13 protein-coding genes and 1 tRNA gene are annotated in these 13,179 nt (G+C 69.9%); 6 read left to right on the top strand and 8 right to left on the bottom strand.

All coding sequences use genetic code 11. From position 1 onward, the window contains the following. Positions 1-29 precede the first annotated feature (29 nt). Positions 30-626: a hypothetical protein gene (locus PCA76_RS31935; protein ID WP_272614219.1), complete on the top strand. Its 597-nt coding sequence runs from the start codon at positions 30-32 to the stop codon at positions 624-626. 39 nt (positions 627-665) lie between these two features. Here PCA76_RS31935 and PCA76_RS31930 read toward each other — a convergent pair whose 3' ends face one another. Both PCA76_RS31930 and PCA76_RS31925 read right to left on the bottom strand, forming a co-directional pair. Then, entirely contained in the window at positions 666-2,267 is a 1,602-nt protein-coding gene (locus PCA76_RS31930; RefSeq protein ID WP_272614217.1) for a ricin-type beta-trefoil lectin domain protein, read from the bottom strand. 164 nt (positions 2,268-2,431) lie between these two features. Continuing rightward, complete coding sequence (locus tag PCA76_RS31925) at positions 2,432-4,651, bottom strand: glycosyltransferase family 39 protein (RefSeq protein ID WP_272614214.1); 2,220 nt, start codon at positions 4,649-4,651, stop codon at positions 2,432-2,434. A gap of 124 nt (positions 4,652-4,775) precedes the next feature. Here PCA76_RS31925 and PCA76_RS31920 point away from each other — a divergent pair, with 124 nt between their 5' ends. Then, positions 4,776-5,483 carry a glycosyltransferase family 2 protein gene (locus PCA76_RS31920; protein ID WP_272614213.1) on the top strand — a complete coding sequence of 236 codons (708 nt, stop codon included), beginning with the start codon at positions 4,776-4,778 and terminating at the stop codon, positions 5,481-5,483. A gap of 106 nt (positions 5,484-5,589) precedes the next feature. Next, entirely contained in the window at positions 5,590-6,063 is a 474-nt protein-coding gene (soxR, locus tag PCA76_RS31915) for a redox-sensitive transcriptional activator SoxR (protein WP_272614212.1), read from the top strand. Positions 6,064-6,108: 45 nt separating this feature from the next. Here the strand turns inward: soxR and PCA76_RS31910 are convergent, their stop codons facing one another. Next, positions 6,109-7,083: an NAD(P)H-quinone oxidoreductase gene (locus PCA76_RS31910; protein ID WP_272614211.1), complete on the bottom strand. Its 975-nt coding sequence runs from the start codon at positions 7,081-7,083 to the stop codon at positions 6,109-6,111. Between the two features lie 172 nt (positions 7,084-7,255). On the opposite strand from PCA76_RS31910, the gene PCA76_RS31905 reads away from it, so the two are divergent. Next, positions 7,256-7,342 (top strand) — tRNA-Ser (locus tag PCA76_RS31905). Between the two features lie 20 nt (positions 7,343-7,362). On the opposite strand, the gene PCA76_RS31900 is transcribed toward PCA76_RS31905, so the two are convergent. The 3 genes from PCA76_RS31900 to PCA76_RS31890 form a co-directional block, all read right to left on the bottom strand. Further along, positions 7,363-7,758 carry a fluoride efflux transporter FluC gene (locus PCA76_RS31900; protein ID WP_272614210.1) on the bottom strand — a complete coding sequence of 132 codons (396 nt, stop codon included), beginning with the start codon at positions 7,756-7,758 and terminating at the stop codon, positions 7,363-7,365. Then, complete coding sequence (locus PCA76_RS31895) at positions 7,758-8,156, bottom strand: fluoride efflux transporter FluC (RefSeq protein ID WP_272614209.1); 399 nt, start codon at positions 8,154-8,156, stop codon at positions 7,758-7,760. The genes PCA76_RS31900 and PCA76_RS31895 overlap by 1 nt, the downstream gene beginning before the upstream one ends. A gap of 204 nt (positions 8,157-8,360) precedes the next feature. Then, the gene (locus PCA76_RS31890) at positions 8,361-8,516 is read right to left on the bottom strand and encodes a hypothetical protein (protein ID WP_272614208.1); all 156 of its coding nucleotides are present in this window, start codon (positions 8,514-8,516) and stop codon (positions 8,361-8,363) included. 143 nt (positions 8,517-8,659) lie between these two features. Between PCA76_RS31890 and PCA76_RS31885 the strand changes: the two genes are divergently transcribed. Continuing rightward, positions 8,660-9,202, top strand: a complete 543-nt coding sequence (locus PCA76_RS31885) for a YbhB/YbcL family Raf kinase inhibitor-like protein (protein ID WP_272614207.1) — start codon at positions 8,660-8,662, stop codon at positions 9,200-9,202. A gap of 111 nt (positions 9,203-9,313) precedes the next feature. Here PCA76_RS31885 and PCA76_RS31880 read toward each other — a convergent pair whose 3' ends face one another. After that, positions 9,314-10,024 (bottom strand): class I SAM-dependent methyltransferase, encoded by a 711-nt coding sequence (locus PCA76_RS31880; RefSeq protein ID WP_272614206.1) that lies wholly within the window; start codon positions 10,022-10,024, stop codon positions 9,314-9,316. 212 nt (positions 10,025-10,236) lie between these two features. On the opposite strand from PCA76_RS31880, the gene PCA76_RS31875 reads away from it, so the two are divergent. Then, the gene (locus tag PCA76_RS31875) at positions 10,237-12,072 is read left to right on the top strand and encodes a hypothetical protein (protein WP_442930182.1); all 1,836 of its coding nucleotides are present in this window, start codon (positions 10,237-10,239) and stop codon (positions 12,070-12,072) included. Between the two features lie 21 nt (positions 12,073-12,093). Here PCA76_RS31875 and PCA76_RS31870 read toward each other — a convergent pair whose 3' ends face one another. After that, positions 12,094-12,870 carry an IucA/IucC family C-terminal-domain containing protein gene (locus PCA76_RS31870; protein ID WP_272619783.1) on the bottom strand — a complete coding sequence of 259 codons (777 nt, stop codon included), beginning with the start codon at positions 12,868-12,870 and terminating at the stop codon, positions 12,094-12,096. Positions 12,871-13,179 lie beyond the last annotated feature (309 nt).

Here is a 13,179-nt window from a genome sequence, read left to right as displayed (position 1 = left end):
TGAGGACTCCACTGACGAGAGGAAGAGTCATGCCACGTTGGGGATTCGCCACCGGCACCACGGCACTGCTGGCGGCTGTCGCGCTCGGTCTCACCGGCTGCGGCGCGGCCGAGGTGGCCAGCCAGCCCGCCCGGGAGGCCGCTGTCGACGTCGCCGCGGCGATGGGCGTGGAGGGCCAGGCGCTGGCCGCGATGGGCTTCGACGCCAACGAGCTGGACGTGCAGACCGTCGCCGCGCCGGCCACCTCGGCGCCGGGTGCCTCACCCACGGCCCAGGATAAGGCCCGGGAGAAGCGCGGCGAGGAGTGGCGCAAGCGCCGCCAGGCCCGCGTGCTGCTGCGCAAGAACACCCTGCACGGTGAGGCGGTGGTGCAGACCAAGGACGGTACGAAGACCGTCGTCGTGCAGCGCGGCGAGGTGACCGCGATCGACGGCGACTCGATGACCGTCAAGTCCACCGACGGTTTCACCATGACGTGGACCTTCGGCGACGACCTGCGGGTCGTCGAGCGGCGGGCCACCGTGCAGGCCAGCGACGTCAAGGTCGGTACGAAACTCGGCGTCGCCGGGGCGAAGGACGGCGACAAGGGCGTGGCCCGGCTCATCCTCATCCCCCGCGCCAAGTGAGCGAGGGGGCCCTGGTTGACGCCAGGGCCCCCTCGTACCTCAGTAGACGCGGGAGCCGATGAAGTCGTCGTGCCCGTAGCCGACCGGGTTGGAGGCGGTGCGGGCCTCGAACGAGAACTGCTGCCGGGTGCTGGTGGAGCAGGTGGCCAACCGCAGCCGGGGAGTGCCCGACGACGGGTTGTCGAACGCCACGCAGAGGGCGCTGGCGCTGGCCGGCTTGATCTGGTTACCGACGAAGGTGAACTGCTGTGCGGGGGTGCCGTTGCAGTCGTAGATGTTGACCGCCGTGCCGGAGGTCATCGAGCCGCCGGCGACGTCGAGGCAGCGGTCGTGGGAGAGCTCCGAGTGCAGCGACCGCCTGGTCGAGTCGTACCAGAATCCCTGGTTGCGCCCGCCGTGGCAGCCGTACGACTGCTGGTTGGTGCCGTTGCGTGAGTCGTAGCCCTTGCCGTCGACACAGGTGTTGGTGGCCAGGTTGCGCAACTGCTTGAACTGCATCAGGCCCGAGTAGAGCACCCCGCTGCCGGTGCTGGCCGGGTCGACGCAGGTGGCCTGGTTCTGCCCGGAGTTCCAGAACTGGGTGATGCACTGGGCGAACATGCCGTGCCCGCGCGCGTTGGGGTGGAACGACTGCCGGGCGGCGTTCTCGTTCCAGATCCCGATCTCGATGTTGAGGCCGCGGACCGAGGTGTTGTCGGTGCACACCTCGTGGCCTTGGAAGAGTCGGCTGGCGTCCAGATAGCGGGTGCCGGTCTGGGTGGCCGCCGCCCGCAGCGCCGTCTCGAACATCGGCACCGCCTTGTTCCGGGCGAACGCGGCGTCGGCCAGGTAGAGCAGGCAGCCGCCGGAGTACCAGCCGGGGAAGTTCGGGTTGTCCTCCACGTCCGGGCTGGCCGGGCTCGGGTAGGACATGAGCACCAGTTCGTAGTCCGAGCGCAGGTAGCCGGCCTTGGTCATGGTCTGCCGGATGTCGGTGAGGGCGTCCGCCACCGCCCGGCGGCTGCCGTCGGTGCGGATCGTCCACTGGTCGGTGTAGGTGGGGTAGCAGTTGCCCTGGAGGAAGACCCGACTGATCGCGCAGTCGGTGGCGACCGGTCCGAACTGGATGGTGCCGTCGCCGTTCGCGCCGACCACCACCCAGATCAGCTTCACGTGCGTGTTGCGGGCCTTGATCCCCAGGTAGTCGCCCTGGTTGAGCTCATTGTGCTGGGTGGGACCACCGGCGATCAGGTTCCATGGGGTGGCACCGGAGCAGGCGATGTTGTACCGCGCGTCCGACGGGATGCCGGTGCGGAACACCGCCTGGTCGTACGAGCGGTCGCACCAGTTGCCGTCCTGGTGGGTGCCGGGCACGTAGTTGCCGACCCCCTCCCCGGAGATCTGGCTGTCACCCATGGTGATGAGCGCGGTGCGGCGTTGGTCGATCGGGCGGATCTGCGGGCTGCCGTAGAGGGTGGTGGCTTCGGCGGCCCGGATGGCCTCAAGGTTGGCGGGGAGTGGTTGAACGGTTGGACGGTCGGCGGCGCTGGCGGGGGCGGCGGGTCCGGCGAGCATCGGTAGGACGAGAGCGGCGACGGCGACGACGATGGTGATGGCCCGTCGTCGGGTCGCGCGTTCGGGCCTGGCGGGGATTGCAGGCATCGACGCACTCCTTTCGGCTCAATCGCGGGACGTCGATTGAGTTACCAGACGGTAACGTGCGGATCAATGGATGTGAATGCGCCTCGGATTCTTGGGCGCGGAATGCTGAACCGCCCGGATCGGACTATCCGGGCGGCACGCTGCTCGGCAGCGGCTCCGCTGGGTCAGCGGCCTGGCGGCAGCGCGTAACCGACGTAACCGCGAAACTCCAGCCGCCAGCCGGCCGGCACCAGCTTCGCGCAGGCCGGCTGACTACCGGTGCAGACGATCGCGTCGACCGAGGAGGGATCGGCCGGCGGCCGATCCGGCAGCACCGACTGCAACGCCACCAGTTCCGGCGAGCGTCCGTCCGGCTGCCGCAGCAGCAACCACCACGGGTACTCCCAGTTGTCGTTCTGCTCGACCAGCCCGATCCGTCGGGCACCACTGTCGCGGACCGCCGTCGCGGCCCAGCGGAACTCGTCGGCCCACTGTGGGCGGCGTAGGAACCGGGTGTCCCAGTCCGAGGTGGTGAAGACCGAGCCAGCGCCGACCAGCCGCCGTGGAAAGCCGTACGACAGGGCGAGCACCCCGGCCAACGCCGAGGCGGCCAGCATGGAGACGGCCGCCAGCGTGGCCACCGACCGCCACCCGTGGCCGACCGCCGCCGCGGCGCCACCCGACCGCCGACGGAGAAGCGCGTCCAGCCAGAGCCCGGCCAGCGGCACCGCGAGCACCAGGGCGTAGAGGATCAGCCGATTTCCCCACGGCTGCCACTTGATCATCGAGGTGTGCAGCAGGACGGTGGTCAGCACCACCACCGCGTACGCGCGCAGTGGCCCGGTCTGCTCGGCGTCGATCCGGCGCGGACGGGCGAGCGCGACGACCGCACCGATCACCGCCAGTGCCCCGGCCAGGGGAAACGCCACCCGGTCCTCGTCCGGATACCAGGCCGGCACCGGAAAGACCTCCCGACCGAAGGTGATCGCGCGGGCCTGCGCGTCGACTCCGATCGCGTCCGCGCCGTCGATGATCACCTCAGCTCCGGCCCGGCGTAGGGGCGCCAGCGGCGTGTCGAACGCCGTGTGCCCGATCCGTAGAGCGTTGACCAGGATCGACGCCGGGTCGTGCCGTTCCATCGGGATCGACTCGCGGAGCCGGGGTGGCCCCAGTGGGTGCCCGAACTCGGCGGTCACCCGGGCCAGGAACGGGCCGACCACCACGGCCGCGACCAGCAGGATCAGCACCGAACCGCTGACCGTGCGGGCCAGCCCGCCAACCGCCCGGCACCGCCGATCCCCGGTAGCCGTAGCCGGGCTAGCAGCCCCAGCCGGTGTCGTGCTCTCGGCCCGGGCCAGCCTGAGCTGGGCCAATCCCCAGAGCACCAGCAGCGGGCCGACCGCGATCAGGCCGCTGGTCTTGGTCACCGCGGTCAGGCCGGTGGCCGCACCCAACCCGAGCACCGTGCCCCAGCCGGTCCGCCGGCGCAGCCCGTCCAGCACCAGGGTCGCCGCGCAGGCCACCCACGCCGCGCAGACCAGGTCGGTCTGCGTGCTGGTCGCCTGGAGCACCACCATCGGCGTGGTCGCCAGCACGAACGCGGTGAGCAACTGGGCCCTCCGGCCGCCGCCGAGTTGCGCGGTGATCCGTGCGGCCACCAGGAGGCAGACCACTCCGGCCGCCCACTGCACCAGGTTGTACAGATGATCCCCACCGGTGAGCAGGCGTAGGTGCAGCAGCAGGTACTCGGCTCCGGGCGGGATGGTCACCTGCCGGTGGATGGCGGTGGGCCAGAAGTCCAGGTCGCCCTGGGCCACCCAGTGCTCCACCTTCGGCAGGTGGTACGTCTGCGAGTCGAAGTTGTTCGGCTCGGCCAGCAGCGCGACCAGCAACTCCACCAGGACCAGCCCGCCGATCGTGCCGGCGAGCAGCCGCTCGCCCCGACCTGCCGTACGCCAGGTGTCGAGCGCCACGGCGAGCAGGCCGGAGGGTGCCCGACCGGTCCGGTTCGGTGCGGCGTCGGGCCCGGCCGCACCGTGCTCGACGGCCGGGGTGGTCGTCTCGGGGCTGCCACCGGACACCCCGGCGCCGACCGGCACCGGTTGCGGTGTGGCGGTGGGCGGCTGCGCGAGACGCGGGGCTCGTCGTCGCCGCACACCGACTGCTGTCGCGGCAGCGGCCAGGAAGAGCAGCCAGGCGGCAGCGAACGCCGGCCGGGTCAGCGCGTGCAACGCGCCGAGAAGTTCGACGACGAGCACCGCGTACGCCCCGCTGAGCAGGGCGGCGCGCACCACGGCGAGCGGCAGCGGTGCCACCGCGCCGGCCGCGCGCGGCCTCATCGCGGCGGTGAGCAGGAGCACCGCGGCGGCGGGAACCGCCGCGAGCAGGGAGCCGGCAGCCGACATGGCGCGAAGTAAACACCATCGGCCTGCGCCCGCCACGCCGACGGCCCGACGGTGGCGGCAAGCGACGCGCAATCCAACCAGGCTAGGCTATGCCTGACGTGTCGCCGCCACCGTGGAGATTTCCGTGAAGCTCTCGATCCTCATGCCGGTCTACAACGAGGAAGAACGCATCGCGGATGCCCTCAAGCAGGCATTGGCGGTTGACTACCCCTGCGAGATCGAGCTCGTCGTCGTCGACGACGGCAGCCGGGACGGCACCGGCGAGGTCCTCGGCCGCGCCGACGACGCACGCCTGCGGGTCATCACCCACCAGCGCAACGCCGGCAAGGGTGCCGCCATCAAGACGGCGGTCGACAGCGCGGAGGGCGACTACATGGTCATCCTCGACGCCGACCTGGAGTACGACCCGCAGGACATCCCCAAGCTGCTCGACCCGGTGCTCGACGGGCGGGCCACGGTGGTCTACGGCAATCGCACCTTCGGCAGCCACAGCGCCTACAGCTTCTGGTACGTGATGGGCAACAAGGGCGTCACGATGGCGGCCAACGTGCTGTTCAACTCGTACATCGGTGACCTGGAGACCTGCTTCAAGCTGATGCCGGTGGCGCTCTACCGGTCGCTTGAGGTGCGCTCGCGCGGCTTCGGCATGGAGGCCGAGGTGACCGGCAAGCTGCTGCGCCGCCGGATCCGGCCGTACGAGGTGCCAATCAGCTACCGGGCACGTGGCCGGGAAGAGGGCAAGAAGATCACCTGGAAGGACGGCGTCGAGGCGATCTGGATCCTCGGTCGCGAACGCGCCCGCCGCCGTCCCGCCGCCGCACCCGCCCGCTGATCCCAGAAACAACGAGCGTCGGCCCGGGAGCCGCTGTCGGTGGTCGGTGTGGTGGCCATGCCACTACTCTCTGAGTTGAAGTGCACTTCAACTCAAGGACCTGGTGATGCTGGATCTACTGACGATCGGCGAGTTGTCCGTCCGCTCCGGCGTGGCGCCGTCGGCGCTGCGCTACTACGAGCGACTCGGGCTGATCCGCGCCGACCGTACCGGCGGTAACCAGCGCCGGTACGCCCGCGCCGAGTTGCGGCGGGTCGCCTTCATCCGGATCTCCCAGCAGGTCGGCGTCTCGCTCGACGAGATCCGTGCGGCACTGGACTCGCTCCCCGAAGCCCGCACGCCCAGCCCACAGGACTGGGCGCGACTCTCCGCCGACTGGCGGGGCCGGTTGGACGAGAAGATCCGACTGCTCGCCAAGCTCCGCGACGATCTGGACGGCTGCATCGGCTGCGGCTGCCTCTCCATGCAGCGCTGCGCGCTCTACAACCCTGAGGACGCCCTGGCCGGCGAAGGGCCGGGTGCCCGACTGATGCTGCCCCGACCGACCGAGGACCCCACGCCGGCGGACTCGCCCGCCTGACGCCAGCGCGCGTCACCCGAGCGACCAGCCCTTCGCCCGCCTGCGTCACCCGCGCGTGAGCAGCACCTTGCCGAAGTGATCGTTCGACTCGACGCGCCGGTGCGCCTCCGCCGCCTCGGACATCGGCAGCCGCCGGTCCACGACAGGTCGGATCCTGCCGGTCTCGATCAACGGCCACACCTCGTCCCGTACGCCCTGGACGATCTCCGCCTTCTCCGCGAGCGGTCGGGAGCGTAGCGACGTCGCGGCGACGCTCGCCCGCTTGGTCATCAGCGCGCCAAGATCCAACTCGGCTTTACGCCCACCCTGCATCCCGATCGTCACCAGCCGCCCGCCGGTGGCCAGCGCGGAGACGTTCCGGCCCAGGTAGGACCCACCCATGATGTCGAGGATGACATCGGCCCCGTGACCATCGGTGGCGTGCCGAACCTCCTCGACGAAGTCCTGCTCCTGGTAGTCGATCAGGTGGGACGCGCCCAGCTCGCGCAGCCGCGAGTGTTTGGCCGCCCGCGCGGTGGTCAGGACGGTAGCGCCGAGGGCCGACCCGAGCTGAATCGCGAAGGTGCCGATCCCGCTGCCGCCGCCGTGCACCAGCAGCGTGTCACCGGCGCTGAGCCCCGCCACCTGGACCAGGTTCGACCAGACCGTGCAGGCCACCTCGGGCAGCGCGCCAGCGTCGACCGGGTCGCAGGCCGGCACCGGCAGCAACTGCCCGGCCGGGACCGCGACCCGCTCGGCGTACCCGCCGCCGGCCAGCAGCGCGCAGACCTGCTGCCCGACCGCCCACCCGACGACCTCCGCGCCGACCACGGTGATCACCCCAGAACACTCCAAGCCGGGGTACGCGGGTGCGCCCGGCGGCGGCGGGTAGTGCCCCTGCCGTTGCAGCAGGTCAGCGCGGTTGACGCCGCTGGCCCGCACATCCACGATCACCTCGCCGGGGCCTGGCTCGGGGTCGGGCACCTCGGCCCAGACCAGTGCATCGGGTCCACCGGGCTGCGGAATGGTGATGGCTCGCATGGGCTCAGTCTTACCCGACGCCCCAGCGCGCCGCAGGCGCACCCAGCTCATGCCGCCGACCACTGTGGATTGTCCAGCCCGCCTGGCCGGCGCATTCGGGGAGGGACGCCGGGCCGCCCGACGGGAGCCGTGGCAGACTATGCGTGGTCGTTCACCTGCGGGTGGCGGCCCAGGAGGGTTCGCCTAGTGGCCGATGGCGCTGGTCTTGAAAACCGGTAAGGCAGCGATGTCTTCGTGGGTTCGAATCCCACACCCTCCGCTCTTCCCGTTCCCGTTTCGCTAGATCTGGCTGCCGAGCCAGAGGCCGAACGCGGCCAGCACGAGGCTCGCACCGAGGCTGGCGAGCACGTTGAACGCCTCGACCGCCGCGTTCTTGCGCAGTAGTCCCAGCGTGTGCCACTCCTCGGTGGAGAAGGTGGTGTAGGCGGCGATGAAGCCGACGCCGACGATCGTGGTGAAGTCCTGCGCCCCACCGGTGACGTTCTTCACGGCATAGCCGGTGATGATGCCGAGCAGGAAGGCGCCCGAGACATTGATCAAGAAAGTGCTGGCCGGGAAGGCTTTGCTGGACCCGGAGACACGTGCTGCCCACCAGGGCTTCACCGCCGCGTCGACTCCGGCGCGCGCCAGCGCCCCGAGCCCGCCAGCCAGGAACACTCCGATGCCGAGCCACATCACGCCCGCCCGGTTGTCGGATGGCCCACCTTGAGTTCCGCGAGGCGAGCGCCGAGCGCTGCGGCGATGACTCCGCCGACGATGCTCACGACGATGTAGATGATGGCCAGCCCGCTACGCCGCGCCCCGATCAGTTGATCGGACTCGACGATGAAGTGCGACCAGGTCGTGAAGCCGCCGATGAGTCCGGTGGAGAGGAATGGTTTGCCCCATGGCCCCGGCAGTCGGTGCGCCGCGAGCAGCGTCATCACGGCCCCGAGGGCGAAGGCGCCCACGATGTTGATCATGAAAGTGACCCAGGGGAAGTGCGGTGGCGTGGCTGCGGCGAAATTGAGCCACAGGACGTATCGCAGGGTGGCACCGATGCCGCCGCCGACGATGATCGCGAGAACTTTCACGCATCCATTAGCTCACCGACCTCCCCCGTCACGGGGAAGGTTGAAAGTTCCTCGCCCTTACGCGACCGAAACCCACGCCTCGTAACGCCACCGGCCGTGCCCCCGAAGATCCGCCCCATCAGGACATCGTCACCGTCAACCCCGGGGCGGCTCGGCATCCGGAGTTCCGGTCGCTCCGGCGGGTCTGTCACTCCGGCGGGTCTGTCACTCCGGCGGGTCTGCGGCCCGCCGGTCCCGGCGGATCGTCTCCTCGGCCAGTCGCTCGACCGCGCGTCGGCGTTCCTCGGCGATGGCTCGCTCGTCCTGGCGGCGGAACGCGGTGAGGACGGCTGTCACGAAGTCCCGCCAGATTCCGGCCACGGTGTCCCCCTGAGGAACGTTGCCCGAACTCAACCGTAGCTCCGGGAAACCACCGTCGGTCAGCGCGTGCTTCCGGTCGTCGGAGGGGCCGCGGCGGGGTAAGAAGGGGCTGGTAACTCCGCACACCGGAAGGACGCGTCCCGATGACCCTGGAACGACCGATCGCCCCGGACCCGTACGAGCTGCTGCCGACGCTGCCCTCGTTCACGCTGACGAGTGACGACGTGCAGAACGGTGAGCCGATGGATGCCCGGCACGCGCATGGCAGCACCGGGGGTGACAACGTCTCCCCGCAGCTGACCTGGTCGGATTTTCCCGCTGAGACGAAGAGCTTCACGGTGACCTGCTACGACCCCGACGCGCCGACCGGCAGCGGTTTCTGGCACTGGGTGCTCGTGAACGTGCCGGTCGACGTCACGCAGTTGCCCAGCGGTGCCGGTGGCGCGGCGGGCACCGACCTCGGTGGCGCGTTCTCGGTCCGCAACGACTACGGCGAGCAGGGTTACGGCGGGGCGGCTCCGCCGGCCGGCGACCGCCCGCACCGGTACGTCTTCGCGGTGCACGCCGTCGACGTGGACCGCCTGGACCTGACCCCCGATGCCAGCCCCGCCTACGTGGGCTTCAACCTCACGTTCCACACCCTGGCTCGAGCGGTGATCCGCCCGACGTACCAAATCAAGGACTAACCCTCCTCGACCCCGGCGATCTTGCACTTACTGCCCCGACATCCCTGACATCAGGGACACAAGGGCGACCGCGAGTGCAAGATCGCGGGGGTGAGGGTGGGGTGGGGTGGGTTAGGAGGGGACGCGGGCTACGGCGAAGACGGACTGGCCGAACGGGGGGCGGACGAGTTGTTCGGCGGCCTTGGTGGCGGGGAGGACGACGGTGTCGTACACCTTGACCATCGGGCCCTCCTTCGGCATCAGCCGGAAGACCTTGGTGGCCATGAAGTAGCCGATCAGCCCCAACGCGTTGGCGTAGTGGATCTTCTCGATGGTGAGGCCGGCCTCGGTCATCGCCGCCCCGAGCGTCTTCTTCGTGTAGCGGCGGACGTGCCCGGTGGCGATGTCGGCCGGGCCCATCGCGAACTGGAACGCCGGCACGATGATGATCACGGCGCCGCCGGGTCGGACCAGGTCGCGCATGCTGCTCAGCGCGCCCACGTGGTCCTCGATGTGCTCCAGGACGTTGTACGAGACCGCAGCGCTGTAGTGGCCCCGGTCGTTGTGGGGCAGCAGCATCTGCCGGACATCGATGTTCGGTCGGTCGGCGAGGCGCTCCTTGAGCTGCACCAGCCGGTCCGGGTCGGCCTCGGTGGCGGTGAACCGGGGCAGTCGCTCTGACCATTCCAGTGCGTAGTCACCGAGGCCGCTACCGATCTCGATCGGGTCGTCGCCGAGGTACGGCACGGCCAGCTCGATGAACCAGCGTCGGTGGTTGACGGCTGTCGCCAGGCCTTCCAGCACCTCGGACTGCACGCGCTGATCCCCAGTGATTTCTGCCATGCGTCGATTCCTCACGGTTTGAACTCGACCCGTGCCTGGACCGACAGAGTGAATCATCCGCTGAGACGGCGGAAGAATCGAGGCATCGGGGTGGCCGAATTGTGGTCGGGGGGTGGGTCCGCGATCGGCGGTCGGCGAACCCGGCACATAGTACGGCAGTACCCCGAAACATGTCACGGCAGCGCCATAGGCTGACTACCCTATGAATTGTCATGACTACTCCCGAACCGGACGTGCCCAGCGACAGCGGCGGCCCGGCTGCCGCGTCGTCGGTGGAAGGGGCCCCTGGAGGCGCTCGGCCTTCCCGTAGAGGGATGTGGGCCGACCTCGCCGCTGTGCTGAGCTTCGTGGTGCTCGGTTTCTGGGTAACCGGTCGGCTCTGGTTGGACCCGGGCAGTGACGTGCGGGACAACCAGTCCGATCAGTCGCAGTTCGAATGGATGATGGCGCACGGTGCGCGAGTCGTCACGCATTTTGCGTATCCGTTCCATTCCGATCAGATGAACGTTCCAGACGGCGTCAATCTGATGGCTAATACGTCCGTATTATCCATTTCATTGCCACTGACGCCGATCACCCTGCTCTTCGGTCCGCGGGCGACATTCCTGGTCTTTCTCACCGCCGGCATGATTGCCACCGCCACGGCCTGGTACTTCGTGCTCTCCCGGGTCCTGATCGGCACCCGCGGGCCGGCGTGGCTGGGCGCCGGCTTTTGCGCGTTCGCGCCCGCCATGGTCTCGCACGCCAATGGGCATCCGAACATCGTGTCGCAGTTCGTCGTCCCGTTGATCATCTGGCGCACGATACGACTCGGCGAACCGGGCCGCTGGCTGCGCAACGGGGTCCTTCTCGCGCTCGTGATCGTCTGGCAGGCATTCCTCAACCTGGAGATCCTGCTGATGACCGCGATCGGGCTCGGCGTGATCGTCGCCGTGCTCGCCCTGGCTCGCGCGGATCTGCGGTCACGGGCCCGGCCCTTTCTCGCCGGCCTGGCCGTCGCCGCCGGGGTCGCCGCGCTGCTGCTCGCGTACCCCCTGTACGTGCAGTTCTTCGGGCCGGACGCGTACTCCGGGCTGTCCCGCCTCATCCGCGGCTACTCCAGTGACCTGGCCTCGTTCGTCGCGTACTCCCGGGAGTCGCTTGCTGGTAGCCAGCGCACCGCGGCGGGCCTGGCCAAGAACCCGACCGAGGAGAACAGCTTCTTCGGCTGGGCGCTGGTGGTGCTGGTGATCGCACTGGTCTGGTGGTTGCGCCGCTCGGTCGTGGTGCTCGCGCTGGCCGCGCTGGGGCTCCTCTTCGCGGTGCTCTCGCTGGGCCGGGAGGTCCGCTTCGACAACCGGGGTACGGGTGTGCCGGGGCCGTGGGCGGCGTTGGAGAACCTGCCCATCCTGCACTCGGTGGTGCCGACCCGATGGGCGTTGGCGATCACCCCGATCATCGGGCTGTTGCTCGCCTACGGTGCCGAACGGGCCCGCGAGTTGGCTAGCTCACATCCGGCCGTCAGAGGGCAGATCCGCTTCGCCACCGCGACCGTGCTCACGATGGCCCTGTTGCCGATCGTCCCCACCCCGCTGCCCGTGGACCACCTCGACCCGGTCCCCACCTTCGTGACCAGTGGGGCCTGGCGTCCGTACGTGACTGGTGGGCGCAGCGTGGTGACGTTGCCGTTGCCGGACAGCACCTACGCGGAGCCGCTGCGTTGGTCGGCGGCGACCCGGCTGGACATGCCGCTGGCCCGCGGCTACTTCCTCGGCCCGGACACCCGCCCGAACGCCGAGGCCCCGCGGGTCGCGTTGTTCGGAGCGCCGCCCCGCCCCACCAGCAGCTTCTTCGCCACCATTCGGCGCACCGGGGCGGTGCCGCCGATCACCCCGCAGAGCCGGGTTCGGGCGGTGGACGACCTGCGCTACTGGCGGGCCGGTGTGGTCATCCTCGGGCCGCACGAGCACGAGACCGCGCTACGTCGGGGGATGACCGAGTTGACCGGGATCCAGCCGGTCTTCACCGGCGGTGTGTGGGTGTGGGACGTCAGGTCGTTGACCGACTGAGCCGACGAGGCTCGGGCAGGGCTAGCGGACGCAGCAGCCCTGGCAGACCTTCGGCCGGGGCAGGGTGAAGGCGAGGCAGCAGGTGCGCCGCTGCACGGTCGGCTCACCGGTCGGCCCCGGCACCAGCTCGATCAGGTCGCCCAGGTCGAGCGCTGCGAGCAGGGTGTCGATGCTCTGCACCGTCGAGCCGGGCAGACCGTCCGCCGCTCGCAGGATGCCGTGCGCGATGCCGGAGGCGACCGAGCCGAGCAGCGTCCGGGTGCCCACCCGGACCTCCGACTGGATCGCCGTGATGAGCGGTGCCAGGTGGGCGTCGAGGAGGGAGGCGCGCAGTGCGGCCAGCAGCTCTGCCTCGTCGGCGACGACCCGCACCTCCGGCAGGCCGGCGAGCGCCAGCGGGTCGCTCGGCAGCACCGCCACGGTGGTGCCACGGCGCAGGCCCATGGTGAGCAGCTGCCGGTGGTCCTCGAAGTGGATCAGCACATCGGCCGGGTCGAGCAGCGGCACCCGTCGGGCCGAGGCCCAGCCGAGCACGACCGGCAGCGCCGTCCAGTAGCTGTACGACTTCCAGGCCAGCGCGGCGCAGGCGTGCGGGGTGCCGCCCCAGCGGACGGCAGCGCCTCGCAGCAGCTCCGGCAGCCGACTGCCGTCGATCAGGGTGGTGGCGGGCGCCCAGCCGAATTCGTCGTCGACCAGCAGGCCCCGGGCGAGCCCGGGAAGGTCGTCGGTGCCGAACATGGCCCGGAGCGCCGCGGTGACGGGGGCGAGTGGCGTGGCGGTGGCGTCCCGCCTCGGCAGCACCGCTGTCACCTGAGTCACTCCCCGTCCGCGTGGCCGGGGGTGTGCCCCGGCGGACGACACATGCCGTCCTGAGCTAAGGCTAGCCTAACCATGCCCCCGGGTCTAAGGGAAGCCTCACCTTGGTCGGATCGGGAGGCCCAGGTCACCCAGGCTCCCGGCAGCAGCGCTTGCTGCTCTGCCGGGACTACCCGGCGGTAGCGCTGAGAAACGCCGCCGGACGATCGATGGTCATCGGTGGATTGTCAAGCGGTATGTCGAAAAGATGCCAGTTACGTGTGCGCTCGGGCACGGAACGTGAAACTTATA

This window comes from Micromonospora sp. LH3U1 (genome assembly GCF_028475105.1).
Lineage (GTDB): Bacteria > Actinomycetota > Actinomycetes > Mycobacteriales > Micromonosporaceae > Micromonospora.
Note: the sequence above shows the minus strand (reverse complement) of the source record. Positions and strands in the feature narration are given on the sequence as shown.